Origin of the sequence: Actinomycetospora sp. CA-084318, from assembly GCF_050955885.1 — a bacterium.
Lineage (GTDB): Bacteria > Actinomycetota > Actinomycetes > Mycobacteriales > Pseudonocardiaceae > Actinomycetospora.
Map to the genome: position 1 here is coordinate 65175 of NZ_CP192098.1, position 19066 is coordinate 84240.

Annotated in this window: 17 protein-coding genes, 1 tRNA gene and 1 pseudogene; 8 read left to right on the plus strand and 11 right to left on the minus strand. The window is 73.8% G+C overall.

The window, feature by feature from the left end; genetic code table 11:
• The first annotated feature begins 42 nt into the window (after nucleotides 1-42).
• Both ACQPYX_RS00320 and ACQPYX_RS00325 read left to right on the plus strand, forming a co-directional pair.
• Nucleotides 43-345: a hypothetical protein gene (locus ACQPYX_RS00320; protein ID WP_433800927.1), complete on the plus strand. Its 303-nt coding sequence runs from the start codon at nucleotides 43-45 to the stop codon at nucleotides 343-345.
• A complete protein-coding gene (locus ACQPYX_RS00325) occupies nucleotides 342-1628 on the plus strand; it encodes an alpha/beta hydrolase (RefSeq protein WP_433800928.1) in 1287 nt (428 codons plus the stop codon). The genes ACQPYX_RS00320 and ACQPYX_RS00325 overlap by 4 nt, the downstream gene beginning before the upstream one ends.
• A 40-nt stretch (nucleotides 1629-1668) precedes the next feature.
• Here the strand turns inward: ACQPYX_RS00325 and ACQPYX_RS00330 are convergent, their stop codons facing one another.
• Complete coding sequence (locus ACQPYX_RS00330; protein ID WP_433800929.1) at nucleotides 1669-2502, minus strand: hypothetical protein; 834 nt, start codon at nucleotides 2500-2502, stop codon at nucleotides 1669-1671.
• Between the two features lie 114 nt (nucleotides 2503-2616).
• Here ACQPYX_RS00330 and ACQPYX_RS00335 point away from each other — a divergent pair, with 114 nt between their 5' ends.
• Together ACQPYX_RS00335 and ACQPYX_RS00340 are read left to right on the plus strand one after the other, a co-directional pair.
• Nucleotides 2617-3147 (plus strand): peptidylprolyl isomerase, encoded by a 531-nt coding sequence (locus ACQPYX_RS00335; RefSeq protein WP_433800930.1) that lies wholly within the window; start codon nucleotides 2617-2619, stop codon nucleotides 3145-3147.
• A gap of 35 nt (nucleotides 3148-3182) precedes the next feature.
• Nucleotides 3183-4061 carry a rhomboid family intramembrane serine protease gene (locus ACQPYX_RS00340; RefSeq protein ID WP_433800931.1) on the plus strand — a complete coding sequence of 293 codons (879 nt, stop codon included), beginning with the start codon at nucleotides 3183-3185 and terminating at the stop codon, nucleotides 4059-4061.
• A gap of 36 nt (nucleotides 4062-4097) precedes the next feature.
• Here ACQPYX_RS00340 and ACQPYX_RS00345 read toward each other — a convergent pair.
• A pseudogene (locus ACQPYX_RS00345) lies at nucleotides 4098-4508 on the minus strand (PH domain-containing protein); the annotation flags it as partial.
• 42 nt (nucleotides 4509-4550) lie between these two features.
• Nucleotides 4551-4808, minus strand: coding sequence for a cell division protein CrgA (gene crgA / locus ACQPYX_RS00350; RefSeq protein ID WP_433800932.1), 258 nt, complete (start codon nucleotides 4806-4808; stop codon nucleotides 4551-4553).
• A gap of 72 nt (nucleotides 4809-4880) precedes the next feature.
• On the opposite strand from crgA, the gene ACQPYX_RS00355 reads away from it, so the two are divergent.
• Entirely contained in the window at nucleotides 4881-5537 is a 657-nt protein-coding gene (locus ACQPYX_RS00355; protein ID WP_433800933.1) for an aminodeoxychorismate/anthranilate synthase component II, read from the plus strand.
• Between the two features lie 21 nt (nucleotides 5538-5558).
• Here the strand turns inward: ACQPYX_RS00355 and pknB are convergent, their stop codons facing one another.
• The 7 genes from pknB to ACQPYX_RS00390 form a co-directional block, all read right to left on the minus strand.
• The gene (gene pknB, locus ACQPYX_RS00360) at nucleotides 5559-7523 is read right to left on the minus strand and encodes a Stk1 family PASTA domain-containing Ser/Thr kinase (protein ID WP_433800934.1); all 1965 of its coding nucleotides are present in this window, start codon (nucleotides 7521-7523) and stop codon (nucleotides 5559-5561) included.
• A complete protein-coding gene (locus ACQPYX_RS00365) occupies nucleotides 7520-8938 on the minus strand; it encodes a protein kinase domain-containing protein (RefSeq protein ID WP_433800935.1) in 1419 nt (472 codons plus the stop codon). The genes pknB and ACQPYX_RS00365 overlap by 4 nt, the downstream gene beginning before the upstream one ends.
• 4 nt (nucleotides 8939-8942) lie before the next feature.
• A complete protein-coding gene (locus ACQPYX_RS00370; protein ID WP_433800936.1) occupies nucleotides 8943-10421 on the minus strand; it encodes a peptidoglycan D,D-transpeptidase FtsI family protein in 1479 nt (492 codons plus the stop codon).
• A complete protein-coding gene (locus tag ACQPYX_RS00375) occupies nucleotides 10418-12007 on the minus strand; it encodes an FtsW/RodA/SpoVE family cell cycle protein (protein ID WP_433800937.1) in 1590 nt (529 codons plus the stop codon). The genes ACQPYX_RS00370 and ACQPYX_RS00375 overlap by 4 nt, the downstream gene beginning before the upstream one ends.
• Nucleotides 12007-13386, minus strand: a complete 1380-nt coding sequence (locus ACQPYX_RS00380) for a protein phosphatase 2C domain-containing protein (protein ID WP_433800938.1) — start codon at nucleotides 13384-13386, stop codon at nucleotides 12007-12009. The genes ACQPYX_RS00375 and ACQPYX_RS00380 overlap by 1 nt, the downstream gene beginning before the upstream one ends.
• A gap of 79 nt (nucleotides 13387-13465) precedes the next feature.
• Entirely contained in the window at nucleotides 13466-13945 is a 480-nt protein-coding gene (locus tag ACQPYX_RS00385) for an FHA domain-containing protein FhaB/FipA (RefSeq protein WP_433800939.1), read from the minus strand.
• A gap of 9 nt (nucleotides 13946-13954) precedes the next feature.
• Entirely contained in the window at nucleotides 13955-15199 is a 1245-nt protein-coding gene (locus ACQPYX_RS00390) for a DUF3662 and FHA domain-containing protein (RefSeq protein WP_433800940.1), read from the minus strand.
• Nucleotides 15200-15376: 177 nt separating this feature from the next.
• On the opposite strand from ACQPYX_RS00390, the gene ACQPYX_RS00395 reads away from it, so the two are divergent.
• Both ACQPYX_RS00395 and ACQPYX_RS00400 read left to right on the plus strand, forming a co-directional pair.
• Nucleotides 15377-15459 (plus strand) — tRNA-Leu (locus tag ACQPYX_RS00395).
• Nucleotides 15460-15494: 35 nt separating this feature from the next.
• Nucleotides 15495-16529: a DUF4185 domain-containing protein gene (locus ACQPYX_RS00400; RefSeq protein WP_433800941.1), complete on the plus strand. Its 1035-nt coding sequence runs from the start codon at nucleotides 15495-15497 to the stop codon at nucleotides 16527-16529.
• Nucleotides 16530-16605: 76 nt separating this feature from the next.
• Here the strand turns inward: ACQPYX_RS00400 and rfbB are convergent, their stop codons facing one another.
• Nucleotides 16606-17640, minus strand: coding sequence for a dTDP-glucose 4,6-dehydratase (rfbB, locus tag ACQPYX_RS00405; RefSeq protein ID WP_433800942.1), 1035 nt, complete (start codon nucleotides 17638-17640; stop codon nucleotides 16606-16608).
• 124 nt (nucleotides 17641-17764) lie between these two features.
• On the opposite strand from rfbB, the gene serS reads away from it, so the two are divergent.
• Entirely contained in the window at nucleotides 17765-19066 is a 1302-nt protein-coding gene (serS, locus tag ACQPYX_RS00410) for a serine--tRNA ligase (protein WP_433800943.1), read from the plus strand.

The window sequence follows — 19066 nt, forward strand, 5'->3', positions numbered from 1 at the left end:
CCGCGCCGGGAGCGGATGCGGGTCCGGCCGCGTCTCCCGGGCATGAGCGATGGATTCACCGTGTCCCCGGACGCGCTGCGCGACCTCGTCGAGCAGATCGAGTACGCCGTGGACGACGCCGCGACCGCGGCCGACGACATGAGCACCGCGATCCGACAGCTGGCCCGGCTCCTGCCCGGCACGCGGACCGCCGAGCAGGCGCTGCTCCTGGCGCGGGAGTGGGCGGCCGACGCCACGGCCTGGCATGCCGCCGCCGAGGCGTTGGAGGAGCTGCTGGAGGACACGGCCACCGACGTGGGGCTGGCCGACGGGGAGCTGGCGCGGTTGTTCGGCGGGATGCCGTGAGCCTGCTCGCCCCGGTGGCGGTCGCGCTCTCCGCGGGCGCCGACGGGTGGGAGCGCGCGGTGTTCGGCCCGCGGCTGCCGGAGGCGTGGCGGGGCGCGGCGGCGGACACGGCCCGGGCGCACCACGCGCGCCTGCTCGACCGGGGCGGCGGCCTGCTCGACCGGGCCCGCCGGCTGGCAGTCGTGCTCGCCGACGTGGCGGCCCGCGAGCCGTTCGACGACGCGCGCCTCGCCGCGGCCCTGGCGCGGGCGGGACGACCGGAGCCGGTGGTCCGGGGGCCCGCCACGGACGGCACGGACGGTGCGGCGCCGGCGGCCGTGGCGCACTGGTGGGCGGGCCTCACGCCCGGCGAGCGGGACCGGCTGGTCGCCGAGCGCCCGGAGCTGGTCGGCGGGCTCGACGGGGTTCCGGCGACCGCGCGGGACCGCGCCAACCGCGCGCGGCTGGCCGCTGCGCGCCAGGCGACGGAGGGCGAGCTGGCCGACCTCTCGCGGGCCCGCGAGACGGTCTCCGGGCCCGGCGAGCTGCAGGACCTCGAGACCCGGCTCGCGGCCGTGCGCGCCCGGCTCGGGCGCATCCTCGCCGTGGACACGGCGGCTGGTGACCACACGCTGCTCGCCCTGGACCCGGAGTCCGGGCGTGCGGCGATCGGGATCGGCGACATCGACGCGGCCCGCCACGTGGGCGTGTTCGTCCCGGGCTTCACGGCGCGGGCGGAGGACCTGCCCGCGCGGACCGCGGAGCTCGCCGCGCTCACCGCACCGGGGGTCGCCGCGGTCGCCTGGTACGACTACGCCGCCCCGCAGTGGCCGGAGGTCCTGGACCCGGCGCGGTCGGTGCTCGGGACCGGCGCGGCGGCGGCCGCCTCGACCCGGCTCGCGTCGTTCCTCGACGGCGTGGCGCCGGGCGCCCACGTCACCGCGGTCGGCCACTCGTACGGGTCGCTGGTGGTCGCGCAGGCGGCGGCGACGTCGCGGGCGGTCGACGACGTCGTGCTGCTCGGTTCGCCCGGGGTGACGCCGCTGCCGCGACGACCGACGTGGGTCGGTGAGGCCCGCCTCGACCCGGTCGCCGACGCGGGGTGGTTCGGGCCCGACCCGAACGGTCTGGCGGGCGTCCACCCGCTCGCGACGACGGGTGCCACCGGCCACGGCGCCTACCTGCGACCGGGCGGGACGAGCGCGGCCAACGTCGCGGCCGTGGTCGGCGGGCGGCCCGCTGACGTGTCGGCGGACCGGACGGTCGGCGTGGGCGACCGCTTGCGGGACCTGCTGCCCGGGTGAGTCCGGCCGGTGTCCGGCCGGGCCCACCCGGGCGGGCGGGTCAGCTGCCGGCGGGCTTGGTGCTGCCGGCCGAGCCGTTCGCGCTCGGCGACACTGCGGCGCCCGGGCCCTTCGGCGGCACGGTGCCCGCACCGTCGGCCGGGGGCGGCGTGGCGCCGGCGGCGGGGGCCGGGGCACCCGACGACGGGGTCGAGGCGGCCGTCGGCGCCGGCTTCGGACGCGGCGCGGGCGGCGGCGGGGGCGGGAGCTCCGGCGCCTTGCGGGTCGCGACGATCGCGATGCCGGCGCCGAGCACGCCGAGGACGATCCAGAGGCCCCAGCGACGGCGCTTCTTGTCCTGCTCCGGCTCGATGCGCTGCGACAGGTCGCGGCGGGCCGTGGTCAGCCCGTCCTCGAGCTGGCCGCGCACCGTCTCGCCGAGGTCACGCAGCTCGCCGACCGAGGTCGGCACCGGCGAGGCCTCGAGGGCCTTGCGGGCGTCGGTCGCGTAGCTCTTGGCCTGCTTGCGCGCGTCCTTGGCGAGCGAGCGCGCCTGCTTGCGGGCGTCCTTCGCGGCACGGTTCGCGCGCTTGCGCGTCTCGGCGCGGGCCTCCTGGGCCCGCTTCCGGGCCTCGGCCTGGGCCTCCTCGGCGCGCGAACGGGCCTCGGCGCGGGCGTCGAGCACCCGCTGGCGGGCCTGGTCGGCGGCGGCGCGGACGTCCTTGCGGACCTCGGCGCGCTTCTTCGCGCCCTGCTTGCGGGCCTTCTCGCGCTCCTTACGGGCCTGCGCGGCGGCCTTCTCGGCGTGCTTGGCCGCCTTCTTGCGGGCGCGGCGTCCTTCCTTGCGCAGATCGTCCAGGTCCTCCCTGGCTCCGATCACGGTCTTGCTGCTCAACGGCGACACCTCACTGTTCGTGGGCGGCTGATCCTGCCGCCCTTCCCCTGTCTGCAAGTGCCCGACCCGCCGGTGCGTCACACCCGCTGCTCCGTCGGTGGCACGATGACCTCCGTGACGAATGCCGAGAACGGGCCGACCGCGACGCTGCACACCTCGAACGGCGACATCACCGTCAACCTCTTCCCCGACAAGGCACCGAAGACGGTGTCCAACTTCGTGGGACTCGCGACCGGTGAGGGCCAGTACAGCGAGCCGAACGCGAAGGGCTCGTCCAGCGGGCCGTTCTACGACGGCACGATCTTCCACCGGGTCATCGCCGGATTCATGCTGCAGACCGGGGATCCCACCGGAACGGGTCGCGGCGGGCCCGGCTACAAGTTCGCCGACGAGTTCCACCCCGACCTGCGCTTCGACCGTCCGTACCTGCTCGCCATGGCGAACGCGGGGCCCGGCACCAACGGGTCGCAGTTCTTCATCACGGTGGCGCCGACGACCTGGCTCAACCGCAAGCACACGATCTTCGGCGAGGTGGCCGACCAGGCCAGCCGCGACGTCGTCGACTCGATCGCCGCCGCGCCCACCGGCCCCGGTGACCGACCCACCTCCGACATCGTGATCGAGAGCATCGAGGTCACGAAGTAACCGGACATCCACCTCCGGACGGGGACACTGGGGGCATGACGACGCCCTCGGACGCCGACACCCAGGTCTGCGTCCGCCACCCCGACCGCCCGACCGGGCTCCGGTGCACGCGCTGCGACCGGCCGGCGTGCCCGCAGTGCCTCCAGGAGGCCTCGGTCGGGATGCAGTGCGTGGACTGCGTCACCGAGGGCGCCCGCACCCAGCGGCGTGGTCGGGACCTGCGACGGCCGACCGGCGCCGTCGTCGTCCCGACCCTCATCGCCCTGAACGTCGCCGTGTTCGCCTGGACCGTGCTGGACGCGGGCAGCGTGCAGGACAACACGGCGGGCGCCGTCTTCTCCGGCGGCGCGCTCGTGCCGCTGCAGGTCGCCGCCGGCGAGTGGTGGCGGCTGGTGACGTCGGGCTTCCTGCACATCGGCCCGATCCACCTACTGTTCAACATGGTCGCCCTGTGGTTCCTCGGGCGGGACATCGAGCTGGCGCTGGGCCGGCTGCGGTTCGGCGTGCTCTACGGCGCGTCGCTGCTCGGGGGCTCGGCCGCCGTCATGGTGTTCGGGTCGCCGGTCTCGGCCACGGCGGGGGCGTCCGGGGCCGTCTTCGGTCTGATGGGCGCCCTGGTGGTGCTGCTGCGCCGGATGCGGCTCCCGGCGACGTCGGCCATGGTGATCATCGGCATCAACGTCGTGTTCTCGCTGACCTTCCCCGGCATCTCGTTGCTCGGGCACCTCGGCGGGCTGGTCGTCGGCACCGGGGTGGCGCTGGGCATGGCCTACGGGCCCGCCCGGTCACGCCCGGTCGTCGGGCTCTGGATCGCCGCCGGGATCGTCGTCGCGCTGGTCCTCGCGGTCGCGCTGCGCGACCTCTCCTTCGGCTCCGTCGTCTGCGGCGCCACCACCTGCCGCATCGGCGGCTGAGCCGCCGGCCCCGCGCCCCGCGCGGGCGCGGTGGGCCTGCAGGGCGGCCGCGACGTCCGCCGGATCCGCCCCGAGCTCGAGGCGCCCGAGCACCAGCAACCGCTCCGCCCCGTCGTCGTCCCGGGCGTCGATCTCGAGGTAGGCGGCGGGCATCCCCAGCCGGCGCATGCGCACCACGCGCACGGCGTCCACGCGCGGCCACGGCCACACGCGCGCCCCGAGCAGCCCCCGCAGCGCGAGCGCGTCGTCGGTGACCGCCAGTCGCGGCCGGGCCCGCAGGCCGAACACGGCCGCCGCCCCGACGGCCGCCCCGGCGACGCCGAGCAGCAGCCGCCCCGGCCCGTCCAGCCCGGCGAGGAAGACGGCGGCGATCAGCCCGACCGCGCCCACGAGCCCGAGCACCACCGCGCCGCGCGGCGCGGCCCACGTCGTCTCAGGGTTGTCCACAGGCTCCGTCCACAGTGGGGACGAATGACACCGGTGTAGTTCTCAGCGCCACTTCATGGTCATCAGCAGCGACACCACGACGAGCCCGAACCCGATCAGGAAGTTGTAGCCGCCCAGCTCGGCCATGAACCCGATGTCCTCGCCCGCGAGGTAGTTCACGACGAGCCAGGCCAGCCCGACGATGCCGATCGCCAGCATGATGACCACGTAGGCCGGGTGCGACGGGCCGGTGGTCTTCGCGGCGGACGCCTGCGGCGGCGGGGTGTAGGTCGGCTTCTTGCGGACCTTGGACTTGGGCACGGGGCGCTCCAGGGGACGAGGGTGGACTCCACGGTAGCGAAGCCCCGCGCCGGTCCGCGTAGGGTCGCGGCCGTGCGGGTCCTCGTCGTCGACAACTACGACAGCTTCGTCTACAACCTGGTGCAGTACCTCGCCCAGCTCGGCGCGGACCCGGTGGTCCGCCGCAACGACGCGCCGGACGTCCTGGACCTCGCGGCCGACGCCGACGGGGTGCTCGTGAGCCCCGGCCCGGGCACGCCCGACGACGCCGGGCAGAGCCTGGAGGTCATCGCGCGCTGCGCCGCCGGCCGGACCCCGCTGCTCGGGGTGTGCCTCGGCCACCAGGCGCTGGGGCAGGCGTTCGGCGGGATCGTCGAGCGCGCCCCGGAGCTGCGCCACGGCAAGACCTCGGCGGTGCACCACGGCGGCGCCGGCGTGCTCGCCGGGCTGCCCGACCCCTTCACGGCCACCCGCTACCACTCGCTCACCGTGCGGCCGGACTCGCTGCCCGACGAACTCGAGCCCACCGGCTGGACGGCCGACGGCGTACTGATGGCGATGCGCCACCGCGAGCTCCCGCTCGAGGGGGTGCAGTTCCACCCGGAGTCGGTGCTCACCGAGGACGGCCACCGCATGCTCGCCACCTGGATGGCCGGCTGCGGTCACCCGGTGCCCGCCGGGCTCGTCGACGACCTCGTCCGCGACGTCCGGGCCCTCACCCTGGCCGCCGCCCCGCCCGTCCGGGGCTGAGGCGGCGGCCCCGGCACGGGGTCAGTTGCCGCCGGGGAAGAGGCCGCCGTTGCCGCCGAAGACGCCGCCGCCCCCGCCACCGCCGCCGTTGTAGCGGCCGACGGTCACCTGGATGGTGTCGCCCTTGCCGGCCTGGCTGCCGGCGGACGGGCTCTGGCTCAGCACCTTGCCGTCCTGGCCCGGGTCGTCGACGTCCTGCGACGTGGCCTGCAGGTTGCCGCTGAAGCCGGCCGCGGCCAGCGCGGAGATCGCGTCAGCGCGGGACTTCCCGACGATGTCCGGCACGCTGACCCGGTCCCCGCCGGTCACCGTGAGGGTGACCGTGGAGCCGACCGCCACCGTGCTGCCCGCCGCCGGGCTGGTCGAGGCGACCGTGGCCGTCCCGGACGCGTCGCCCGAGACGGTGACCTCGAGCCCGACCCCCTCCAGCGTGGTGCGCGCGGTGCTCACCGGCTGCCCCGTCACGTCCGGGACCTTGATCGTCTGGCGCTGCTGGCCGACCGTCAGCTGGATCGCGGTGCCCGGGGCGAGCAGCGTGCCCGAGGCCGGGTCCTGCGAGAGCACCTTGCCCACCTGGGACGGGTCGTCCACCGGCCGTTGCTGCGGCACCGGCGTCAGCGTGAGGCCGGCCGCCTGCACGATCTGCTGGGCCTGGTCGGCGGTGCGGCCGGTGAGGTCCGGGGCCTGCACCCGGTCCGGTCCGCGGCCGACGCGCATCGCGATGACCGACTGCGGCTCGACCTCGGTGCCCGCCGCCGGGTCGGTGCCGAGCACCGTGCCGACCTGGGAGGCGTCGGAGGCCACCGGCACCAGGTTGGGCTTGAGTCCGGCGCCGGTGAGGGTGCGCAGCGCGACGTCCTGCGGCTGGTTGGTGACGTCGGGGACCGGCAGCTGGTTGTTGCCCGGCGAGAAGAGGAAGAACAGCGCGGCCAGCACGGCGGCGACCGCCACGATGCCGCCGATGATGCCGAGCCGCCGGCGACCGCGTCGTCGGCGCTCCTCCTCCTGCTCGGCCTGCCACGCCGCGAAGTCGCCGGCCTCGGTGGCCGGGCCGGTCGCGTACGCGGCGGGGCCGACGGTGCGGGTCGGGCCGGTCATGAGCGTGTTGCGCTCGTCCGCCGTCATCACCAGCGGGGCCTCGACCTGCTCGCCCTGCAGCACCCGCACCAGGTCGTCGCGCATCTCGCCCGCGGTCTGGTACCGGTTGAACGGGTTCTTGGCCAGGGCCTTGAGCGTGATGGCGTCGAGCGCCGGCGGCACGGCCGGGTTCAGTTCGGACGGGGCCTTCGGGTCCTCCCGCACGTGCTGGTAGGCCACCGCGACCGGGGAGTCGCCGGTGAACGGCGGCTGCCCGGTGAGCAGCTCGAAGAGCACGCAGCCGGTGGAGTAGACGTCGGAGCGGGCGTCGACCGCCTCGCCGCGGGCCTGCTCCGGCGACAGGTACTGCGCCGTGCCGATCACCGCGGCCGTCTGCGTCAGCCCCTGCTGGGCGTCGGAGAGCGCCCGCGCGATGCCGAAGTCCATCACCTTGACCGCCCCGGACGGGGTGATCATGACGTTGGCCGGCTTCACGTCGCGGTGGATGATGCCGTGGCGGTGGGAGAAGTCCAGCGCGGAGCAGACGTCGGCGACGACCTCGCAGACCCGGAACGGGTCCATCGGCCCGCCGGTCTTGACGATGTCGCGCAGGGTCCGCCCCGGCACGTACTCCATGACGATGTAGGGCAGCGGGACGTCGTCGGCCCAGGTCTCGCCGGTGTCGTAGACGGCCACGATCGCCGGGTGGTTCAGCGCGGCCGCGTTCTGGCCCTCGCGCTGGAACCGGATCTGGAACTGCGGGTCCCGGGCGAGGTCGGCGCGGAGGACCTTGATGGCCACGTCCCGGCCCAGGCGGACGTCGCGGCCGCCGTGGACCTCGGACATGCCGCCGTAGCCGAGGGCGGGCCCCAGCTCGTAGCGGTCGGACAGGAGGCGGGGGGTGGTCATCCGAACTCCTGACAGGTCACGGTGACGGTGTCACCGCGCTGGACCTCACCGGTGGGAGACACGTAGAGCACCCGGCAGGCCGACGGATCGGTCGGTTGCCCGCCGAGCACGGTGCGCACCTCCGGGGCGAGACCGTCCTCGCGCAACGCGGCGGAGGCCACGGAGGCGGAACGTCCGACGTAGTCGATGTTGCTCACGCTGACCGTGTTGCCGGCGGCCGTGGTCGTCGTGGTCGCCCGGCTGCGGGTGGTCGTGGTGGTGGTCGGCGGGGCCGTCGTCGTGGTGGTGGTCGGGGTGGCGACCGGCGGCGGCGCGCTCGTCTCGGTGTTCGACACCAGTACGTAGGCGAGGATGCCGAGCACGGCGAGGACCGCGACGACGGCGGCGATGGTGCCCCACGGACCGCGCCGGGCGGGCTCCGGGCGACGACCGTCGTCCCAGCGGTCGCGCCGCGGGGGCGGGGGCTGCTGGGGCCCGTCGTAGGTGGAGGCCGGGGCCACGCGGGTGGCCGGGTTGACCGCCTCGGTGGCCGCGGTCGCGGCGCCCGGACGGGGGACCGGCTCGCCGCGGCGCACGGCGGCGACGGCGCGGGCGAACTCCCCGCCGTTGGCGTAGCGCCCGCGCGGGTCCTTCGTCAGGGTCAGCTCGATGAGCTGGCGCACCACCGGCGGCACGTCCGGCGGCAGCGGCGGCAGCGGGTCGCGGATGTGCATCATCGCGACCGTCACCGCGTTCTCGGACAGGTACGGCCGGCGCCCCGCTAGGCACTCGTAGCCGACGACGCCGAGCGAGTACACGTCCGAGGCCGGCCCGGCGTCGCCGCCGCCCGCCTGCTCCGGCGCGATGTAGTGCGCGGTGCCCATGACCATGCCCGACCGTGTCACCGGGGCGGCGTCGATGGCCTTCGCGATGCCGAAGTCGGTGATCTTCACCTGGTTCGTCGGCGTCACGAGGATGTTGCCGGGCTTGACGTCGCGGTGCACCAGGCCGCGCTCGTGCGCGGCGTCGAGGGCGTAGCCGGACTGCTCGAGGATGTCGAGCGTGTAGTCCACGCCGAGCCGCCCGTGCACCGAGAGGATCTGGGCGAGCGGCTCGCCGCGGACGAGCTCCATGACGAGGTAGGCCACGGGCACCTGGATGGTGCCGCTCGCCGTCGTCCAGTCCGTGGTGGTCTCGCCGTAGTCGTGGACCGCGGTGACCCCGGGGTTGTTCAGCGACGCGGCCGTGCGGGCCTCGGTGCGGAAGCGGTGCAGGAACTCGGGGTCGCCGGAGAGCTCGGCCTTGAGGATCTTGACGGCGACGGTCCGGTCGAGGCGGGTGTCCTGGGCCTCCCAGACCTCGCCCATCCCGCCGATCGCGATGCGGCGGCCGATCCGGTAGCGGTCGGCGAGCAGGGTTCCCGTGGTCGGAGCCATGGTGCTACCTCCCTCCCTGCTGCAGGGCGGCCGCGACGACCGCGCGACCGATCGGGCCGGCCACCGAGGAGCCGGTGGCGTCGTCGCCGCGGTTGCCGCCCTTCTCGACGATCACCGAGACCGCCACCTGGGGGTCGGGCACCGGGCCGAACACGTCGTACCAGGTGTGCGGAGGGTTGGTCTTGGGGGCCGAGCCCCACTCCGCGGTCCCGGTCTTGGAGGCCAGCTGGATGCCGGGGATCTTGCCGCCGCTGGTCCCGCCGTTCTCCGAGCCGATCATCAGCTGGGTCAGCGTGGAGGCGGTGCCGCCGGAGACGGCGCGGGAGAGCCGGTCGGGCTCGGTGGTGTCGACGACCGAGAGGTCCTGGCCCTGGATCTGGCTGACCAGGTGCGGCTGCATCGGGATGCCGCCGTTGGCGATGGTCGCGGTGATCATGGCGTTCTGCAGCGGCGTCAGCCGCACGTCGCGCTGCCCGATCCCGGACTGGGCGAGCGAGGCACCGTCCGCGAGCTCGCCGACCGAGGACTCGGCGACCGGCATCGGGATCGTCAGGTTCGGGTTCTCCATGCCGAACGCCGTGGCCTGCGCCCGTAGCCGGTCGGCGCCGACCTGGTCGGCGAGCTGGGCGAACGGGCCGTTGCAGGACTTGGTGAAGGCGGTGGAGAAGGGCACCGTGGGTCCGGGGCCGCAGCGCTCGCCGTCGTAGTTCTCCAGCGTGGTGACGCTGTCCGGGAGCGTGATCCGCGGCTCCGCCGTGACCGGCGTCTGCGGCGTGATCATGTTCGCCTCGAGCGCCGTCGCCGTGGTGACCAGCTTGAACGTCGACCCGGGCGGATAGGTCTCCGAGATCGCCCGGTTGACCAGCGGCGAGTCGCCGCTGCTCGGGTTCAGCGCCTGCCAGGCGTCGCGCTGGGTCTGCCCGTCGTGGCTCGCGAGCGGGTTCGGGTCGTAGGAGGGCGTGGAGACCAAGGCCAGGATCTCGCCGGTCTGGGGGCGGATGGCGACCACCGAGCCCTCGTAGCCCCGCGACACCATCGCCTGGTACGCGGCCCGCTGGACCTTCGGGTCGATGGTCAGCGCCACGTTGCCGCCGGCCGGCGCGCGCCCGGTGACGACGTCGGAGATGCGGCGGACGAACAGCCGGTCGTCGGAGCCGTTGAGCACCGAGTCCATCGCCCGCTCGATGCCGGTGGTGCCGTAGATCTGCGAGTAGTAGCCGGTGACGGGCGAGTACATCGGCCCGTTCGAGTACTGCCGCAGGTACTTGAACCGGTCGTCGGTCGCGACGCTCGAGGCGAGCACCTCACCGCCCGCGGAGATCTGGCCCCGCTGCCGGTTGTACTCGTCGAGCAGCACGCGTTGGTTGTACGGGTTCGCCTTGTACTCGTCGGCCTTGACCACCTGCACCCACGTGGCCTGACCCAGCAGCAGCACGATCAGGCCCATGACCACGAGGGAGACCCGACGCAGCGGGGTGTTCACTCTCCTCGGGTCCTTCCTCGTGGCGGGGTCGGGGGACTGTTGCCGTGCGGAGGTGTGGCCACCTCGCTGCGCGACACCATCTCGGTGTGGGCCTCCGCGAGCGGCGCCCTCGGTGGCGTGGCCACCGCGCCCGGTTCGGCGCGGCCCTTCTCGGTGGCGGGCCGGCGGGCGGCGTCGGAGACGCGCAGCACCAGGGCCACGAGCACGTAGTTGGCGACCAGCGACGACCCGCCGTAGGACATGAACGGCGCGGCCTGGCCGGTGTTCGGGATCAGCCCGATCACCCCGCCCGCGACGACGAAGACCTGGATCGCGACGGTGAAGCCGAGACCGGCGGCGAGCAACTTGCCGAAGGTGTCCCGGACGGCGAGCGCGGTGCGCAGCGCCCGGGTGGCGATGAGGCAGTAGAGCAGGAGCAGGGCCATCAGCCCGATGAGGCCGATCTCCTCGCCCATGGAGGTGAAGATGAAGTCGGTGCTCGAGAGCGGCACCAGCTCGGGGCGCCCGGCGCCGAGCCCGGTCCCGAGCATGCCGCCGGTCGCCATGCCGAACAGGCCCTGGCTGACCTGGTAGGTGGCGCCCGTGGGGTCGGAGAGCGGGTCGAGCCAGGCGGCGACGCGGGTCTGCACGCGGTCGACGAAGGTCCAGGCGGCGAACGCACCGGCCCCGAAGATGACGAGGCCGATGACGACCCACGACGACCGCTCGGTGGCCACGTAGATCATCGCGAGGACGATCCCGAAGAACATCAGCGAGGTGCCGAGGTCGGACTCGAAGACGAGGACGCCCATGGCGACGACCCAGGCGATGAGCAGCGGGGCGAGGTCCCGCGGCCGCGGGAACGTCATGCCCAGGACGTGCTTGCCCGCCGTCGTGAAGAGGTCCCGCTTGGCGACCAGGAAGGACGCGAAGAAGACCGTGAGGAGGATCTTGGCGAACTCACCGGGCTGGATGCCGACGCCGCCGACGCGGATCCAGATCTTCGCGCCGTTGACCTCGGAGAGCGCCGAGGGCAGCACCGCGGGCAGGGCGAGGAGCACCAGCCCGATGAAGCCGGCGGTGTAGCCGTAGCGGGCGAGCGTGCGGTGGTCGCGGACCCGCCAGAGCACGATCACGAACAGCGTGAGGCCGAGGGCCACCCAGGCGATCTGCCGGAGCGCGTTCGCGTCCGGGGCCGGGTTGCCCTGCAACGACGCGCGCAGCGCCAGGGCCAGGTCGATCCGGTGGATCATCACCAGGCCCAGGCCGTTGAGCAGGGCCGCGCAGGGGAGGATCACCGGGTCGGCGTACGGCGCGAACCGGCGCACGGCCACGTGCGCGGCGGAGAACAGCGCCAGGTACGCGAGCCCGAGGTAGAGCAGCTGCAGCGTGAGCTGCTGGTTCTGGTTCGCCTCCACGAGCACGAGCGCGCCGGTGGTGATCACGGCGGCGAACGCCAGCAGCAGCAGCTCGATGCCACGGCGGGTGGAGACGGCGGCGGCGACGGCCGGCCGGAGCGCGGTGCGGTCCGCGGGCATCTCGGCGGGAGCGACGCCGGGCCCGCCGGTCCGACCGGCTCGGGACGCGGCCTGGGCGGGGCGCGCCATTACTGCACCGCGCGGCAGTCGCGTCCCGGGACCTGCGGGGACTGGGTCGGTGCAGCCGCGGTGACCGGAGCACCGGGCGCCGCCGTCTGACCGGGCTGGGTGGGCGCGGCGGGCTGCCCGGGCTGGGTGGGCTGCGTCGGCACGATCGGCGCCGGCGGCTGGCACTCGGGCAGCAGCTCGTCGGTGCGCAGGCGGTCGACGGTCCGGTGGGCGGCGTCGAGGTCGGAGGTGGGCAGCGAGTCGCCCTGCACCGACGTCCGGCCGACCTGGGTCAGGTCGGAGACCTTGAGCCCGGTCTGCTCGGCGACGTCCTGCAGGCGCACGCCGAGGACGTCACCGCGGACGCCCTGGTAGATCACGACCTGGTCGCCGGCAACGCCGACGTAGTACTGCTGGGCGATCCACAGCCGTGTGACGAGCAGGCCCAGCCCGGCGAGCACGAGGACGCCGACCACGGCGAGCACCACGGCGAGGCGACCCCGCCGCGGGCGGGCGTGGGCGCGCGCGGACTCGGAGCGGGAGGCGAGCGGGTCGGGTCGCGACGACGGCTCGGCGCGGGTGAGCGTGGCGGCCGAGGCGCGCGCGGCGGCGGAGTCGGCGGGCGGCGGGTCGGCGCGGCCGTCCCCGGCGGCACCGCCGTAGATCGGCTCGTGCTCGCCGTAGTCGACGTCGACGACGTCCGCGACGATGCACGTGACGTTGTCCGGTCCGCCGCCCTTGAGCGCGAGCTCGATCAGCCGGTCGGCGCAGCTCTGGGGGTCGGAGATGGTGAGCGCGTCCGCGATGGTCTCGGCGCTGACCACGCCGGAGAGGCCGTCGGAGCAGAGCAGGTAGCGGTCGCCCGCGCGCGCCTCGCGCACCGTCAGCGACGGCTCGACGTCGTGCCCGGTGAGGGCGCGCAGCAGCAGCGAGCGCTGCGGGTGGCTGGCGGCCTCGTCCTCGGTGATGCGGCCCTCGTCGATGAGCGACTGCACGAAGGTGTCGTCGCGGGTGATCTGGGTGAGGACGCCGTCGCGGAACAGGTAGGCCCGGGAGTCGCCGACGTGGACCATCCCGAGGCGGCTGCCGGCGAACAGGACGGCGGTGAGCGTGGTGCCCATGCCGTCGAGGTCGGGCTCCTCGTTGACGAGCTCGGTGATCGCGTCGTTGCCCTGGGCGGTCGCCTCGGCGAGCTCGCCGAGCAGGTCGTCGCCCGGCTCGTCGTCGTCGAGGGGCACGAGGGCGGCGATGACCAGCTTCGAGGCCACCTCGCCGGCGGCGTGGCCGCCCATGCCGTCCGCGAGCGCGAGCAGGCGCGGGCCCGCGTAGACCGAGTCCTGGTTGTTCTGGCGGACCAGGCCCCGGTCGCTGCGGGCGGAGTAGCGCAGCACCAGGGTCACGGGACGATCCTGCACGCAGGGGCACGGAGCGTCCGCACCCGGGTGGGGGGCGCGGTGCGGGCGGCGGCGTGGGTGGAGGTCATGTGCGGAGCTCGATCACGGTCTTGCCGATGCGGATCGGCGTGCCCGGGGGCACCTTCGTCGGTCCGGAGACCTTGTTGCGGTCGAGGTAGGTCCCGTTGGTGGACCCGAGGTCCTCGACGTACCAGTCGTCGCCGGACTGGGAGATGCGGGCGTGCCGGGTCGACGCGTAGTCGTCGTCGAGGACCAGCGTCGAGTCGTCGGCGCGGCCGAGCATGATCGGCCGCCCGTCGAGCGCGATCCGGGTGCCGGCGAGCGCACCCGCCGTCACGATGAGCGCCTTCGGACCCGAGGAACGGCCCCCACCACGGCCCGGTTTCGTCGCCCCCGTCTTGGAGGGGCGTCGACCTGGCACCGCGGCCCGTAGCCCCGACGCGGCGTACAGGTCGGAACGGACGACCCGTAGCGCGGCGAAGACGAACAGCCAGAGCAGCGCGAGGAACGCCGCCCGGGTGAGCTGGAGGACGAGTTCGGGCACGAGGCGGGATCAGCCCTGCGCGCGGAACAGCAGCGCCGAGTGGCCGACCCGGATGGTGTCGCCGTCGGCGAGCTGCCAGGTCTGCACCGGGGTGCCGTTCACCGTGGTCCCGTTGGTGGACCCGAGGTCGGACAGGGTGGCCTGCTGACCGTCCCAGCTGATCTCGAGGTGACGACGGGAGACGCCGGTGTCGGCGAGCCGGAACTGCGCGTCCTGGCCGCGGCCGATGACGTTCGCGCCCTGCACGAGCTGGTAGCTGCGGTTCGAGCCGTCGTCCAGCGTCAGCGTGGCGGTCATCTGGCGGGTCTGGACGCCGCCGTAGCCCTGCTGGCCGTACTGGTCGTAGCCGCCCTGCTGCTGGCCGTAGGGGTCGTAGCCCTGCTGGCCGTACTGGCCGCCGTACTGGTCGTAGCCCGGCTGGCCGGCGTAGCCCTGGGGCTGGCCGTAGCCCTGCTGCTGGCCGTAGGGGTCGTACCCCTGCTGCTGGCCGTAGCCCTGCTGCTGCCCGTAGGGGTCGTAGCCCTGGGGCTGGCCGTAGCCCTGCTGCTGGCCGTAGGGGTCGTACCCCTGCTGCTGGCCGTACTGGTCGTAGCCCTGCTGCGGGTAGCCCTGCTGCTGGCCGTAGGGGTCCTGCCCGTAGCCCTGCTGCGGGTAGCCCTGCTGCTGGCCGTACGGGTCCTGCCCGTAGCCCTGCTGCGGGTACCCCTGCTGCGGGTAGCCCTGCTGCTGCTGGCCGTACGGGTCCTGCCCGTAGCCCTGCTGCTGCGGGTGACCCTGCTGGCCGTAGCCGCGCTGGTCCTGCTCCTCCGGGTACCGACCGGGTGCCTGGCTCATGGGGTGCTCTCCTGCGGATCGGGGGCTCGCGGTCCGCTGCCGCGACGCGTCGGGGTCAACGGACGACTTGGTGCGGAACTGTCCCGTGTGCAGCGCGTCGGAACGCTCCAGAGAGACTACGACCTCACCGTATGTCTCCCACCCGCCCTCTGTGAGGTGCTCTTCCACGCAATCGATCAGCGAGTGGGTGATGGTCTCCTCGTCCCCTGCCAACCGGTCGTGGTCGGCAGGGCTGAGCGCCACCGTGTAGTGATTGGGCGCCAGTTGGCGCCCACCGGCCAAGACTCGCACGTTGTCCTCCGCCTCCCGGCGGAGGGCCTGTGCGATCTCCTGGGGAACGACCTTGCCGCCGAAGACCCGCGCGAAGGTGTCACCCACCAGACCCTCGAGCTTGCGCTCGAAGCGCTGTGCGCGCCCCACCCGCGATCCCTCCTCCGACTCGCTCGTCCGACCTCGTCGCCCTGCCGGAGTGTCGCCACACCGTGCGGGGCTCCTCGATGGTATCGGTCGGGCAACGGCCTCCGTTGACCTCCTTCGGGGTGGGGTTCGGCGGGGGTGCTAGGGTTCCCCACGTCGATCACCGATCGGCACCACTCCGGGCGAGTGGCGGAATGGCAGACGCGCACGGTTCAGGTCCGTGTATCCGGAAGGATGTGGGGGTTCAACTCCCCCCTCGCCCACCCTCTCTCTTCTCCTCCCCTGGCAGGCTGCGGGCATGCCGCTCGCGCACAAGGTCTGCGATCTCACCGGTCCCGGCATCACCGACCGCTTCGGTGTCGGGGGGACCGACCTCGGAGCCACCGTCCGCGCGCCGGACGGTCGTCTGGTCTCGGTGTTCGGCGACACGTTCGAGATCGCCGGCGTCGGCGGCCCGGGCTGGCGCTCCCCGGTGGTGCTCTTCGCCGACCCGTCGTCGACGGACTCCGGGCTCGCCTGGACCGGGTGCGCCGGGGAGGACGGGTACGCCCAGCAGGTCGTCGGCTACCGGCACAAGGGCCTGCGCCGCATGGGCACCTCGATGCTGTCGCTGCGCCGCATCTCCACGGTGCTGCCGACCGACATGATCACCCTCGGCGACGACGTCTGGCTGCACGTCATGGCCTGCCGCGAGCTCGGCCACCCCCGGGCCACCGAGCTGCACCGCTCGCGCGACTCCGGGGCCACCTGGGAGCCCGCGGACGTCCGCTGGCCCGGCGACCACCACGGCGGGCTCTTCCAGATGCTCACGTGGGAGACCGACGGCACGTGGGTCTACGCCTTCACGACGAGCTTCCAGCGTGCGCACGGGCTGCTGCTGCACCGCGTCCCGGTCGACCGGGTCGACGACCCGACGGCGTGGGAGGGCTGGGGCTTCGACGGGACCGGCTGGGACTGGGGTCGGCCGCCGACGGAGGTGCTGCCCGGCGCCTTCGGCGAGATGTCGCTGCGCCGCGTGCCCGACGCGTCCGGGCGTGAGTGGTGGCTGCTCGTCGTCTTCGACGCCGGGAACTACCGGATCGATGCGCTCCTGCTCGACCACCCGACGGCGAACCTGCACACCGCCCCGCGCACCACGGTCGTCGCGGGGGCCGGCTGGGGCGACGAGGACCACGCGGGCGGCCGCGTCGCCCAGCTCTACGGCGGCTACACGGTGCCGGGCTCGACGCTGGAGAACCTCCACCTCGTCGTCAGCCAGTGGAAGACCGACACCAACTGGCCGTACAAGGCGATGCAGTTCCGCACGGACGTGTCGGACCTCGTCCCCCGCTGACGAACGAACGGCACTCTCGCAGCTTCTATGCGCGCGAGAGTGCCGTTCGCTCGGGTCGGGGGTTCCGCCGATCGGACTAGCGGCCGGTGCCGCTCCAGTCGGCGCCGGCGCCCTCGATCACGGGGGAACGGCCGAGCAGCGGCCGCCACCAGGCCTCGTTGGCGCGGTACCAGGCGACGGTGTCGGCGATCCCGTCGGTCCACTCCACCGCGGGCTGCCAGCCGAGCTCGGTGCGCAGCTTGGTGGAGTCGAGCAGGTAGCGCCGGTCGTGCGACGGCCGGTCCGGGACGATCGTCTTGAGCTCCGGCCCGAGCCCGAGCGCGCCCAGGACGGTGTCGGCGATGCCCTCGATGTCGACCTCGGTGCCCGACCCGACGTTGTAGGTCTCCCCGACCCGGCCGTGGTGGATCACCCGGTCGATCGCTCCTGCGTGGTCGGAGACGTGCAGCCACTCGCGGCGGTTCTTCGTCGACGCGTAGAGCGGCAGCGGCTCGCCGGCCAGGGCCCTCGTCGTGAACAGCGGGATGACCTTCTCGGGGAACTGGAAGGGCCCGTAGTTGTTCGAGCAGTTGGTGATGGTGACCGGCACGTCGTAGGTCAGCCCGTAGGAGCGGACCACGTGGTCACCGCCGGCCTTCGCGGCGTTGTACGGGGTGCGCGGCAGGTACGGGGAGTCCTCGGTGAACGCCTCGTCGGCGTCCAACGAGAGGTCTCCGTAGACCTCGCAGGTCGAGATGTGGTGGAACCGGGACACCCCGACGCGGCGGACGGCCTCGAGCAGGCCCTGGGTGCCGGTGACGTTGGTGGCGAAGAAGTCGCCGGGGCGCAGGATCGCCAGCGAGTTGTGCGACTCGGCCGCGAAGTTCACGACGACGTCGACGGAGTGGGCGCGCAGCAGGTGCGCGACCAGGTCGGTGTTGCCGATCGAGCCGTGCACGAACTCGACGCCGTCGAGCAGCTCGCCGTCCGGGCCGTTCAACGACTCCCGCACGCCCGCGTAGGTCAGGGCGTCCAGCGCGACGATCCGGTCGCCGGGGTGCACGGCGCGCCAGTAGCGGACGAAGTTCGACCCGATGAAACCGGCTGCACCGGTGACGAGGACGGTGGACACTCGGAACTCCTGCGGTCGGCACTTCGGGCGTCCCCGAACCTAACGGACCGCGCCGCACGCCCGGTCGGGCCGGTGCGGCACCCTGGTCACCACTCCAGTCCCGACGATTCCTCCCGAGGACGGCATGCACGACGCACGGACGTTGATCGAGCTCGGCGACGAGGCGGTCCGCCGCCTCGCGCGACGCGGGTACACCCTGGACCTCGCGGGCCTCGAGGCGATGTCCGCGCGCCGGAACTCCTCGATCTCACGCGCCGACGACCTCCGCGCCGAGTCCAAGCGGGTCGCCGCGGAGGTCGGCCGCGTGGCCCGCGAGACGAAGGGCCAGGGCGAGGAGGTCGAGAAGCTCAAGACGCGCGCGCGGGAGATCAAGGACGAGATCCGGGCCGCCGAGGCGGAGACCGAGGCCGCCGAGGAGGCGCTGCGCGAGGTCCTGCTCGCGATCCCGAACCTCCCCGACGAGGAGACGCCGGACGGCGACTCGGACGCCGACGCCGTCGAGGTGCGCCGCTGGGGCACGCCGCCGGAGTTCGGCTTCGACGTGCGCGACCACGTCGACCTCGGCGAGGCCATGGGCATCCTCGACTTCGGGCGCGCCGCGAAGCTCTCGGGCGCGCGGTTCAGCGTCGCGAAGGGTCCGGGCGCGGTCCTCGAGCGCGCCCTCGCCACCTTCTTCCTGACGATGCACACGGCGCGCCACGGCTACACCGAGTTCTCGGTGCCCTACCTCGTCACGCGCGAGACGATGACCGGGACGGGACAGCTCCCCAAGTTCGAGGAGGACCTGTTCCGCACCGGCACCACCGACCGGAGCCTCTACCTCATCCCGACGGCCGAGGTCTCGCTCACCAACCTCCACGCCGACGAGATGCTCGACGCGGACGCGCTGCCGCTCGCGTACACGGCGCACACCCCGTGCTTCCGGTCGGAGGCCGGCAGCTACGGCCGGGACACCCGCGGCCTGCTGCGGCTGCACCAGTTCTCCAAGGTCGAGATGGTGCGGTTCTGCCGGGAGGAGGAGTCCGGCACCGAGCTCGAGCTCATGGTCTCCCACGCCGAGAACTGCCTGCAGGCGCTCGGGCTCGCCTACCGCGTCGTGCGCCTGGCGGCCGGCGACATGGGCTTCGCCGCCCGCACGACCTACGACCTCGAGGTCTGGCTCCCGAGCCAGGGCACCTTCCGCGAGATCTCGTCGTGCTCGGACTGCGGCACGTTCCAGTCGCGGCGGGCCGCGATCCGGGCGAAGGACAGTCACGGCGGCCGGGCGCAGGTCGCGACCCTGAACGGGTCGGGCCTGCCGATCGGTCGGGCGCTCGCCGCCGTGCTCGAGCAGTACCAGGCCGAGGACGGGTCGGTGACGATCCCCGAGGTGCTGCACCCCTACACGGGGTTCCGGCGCATCCTCGCCGACGGCGCCACGGAGTAG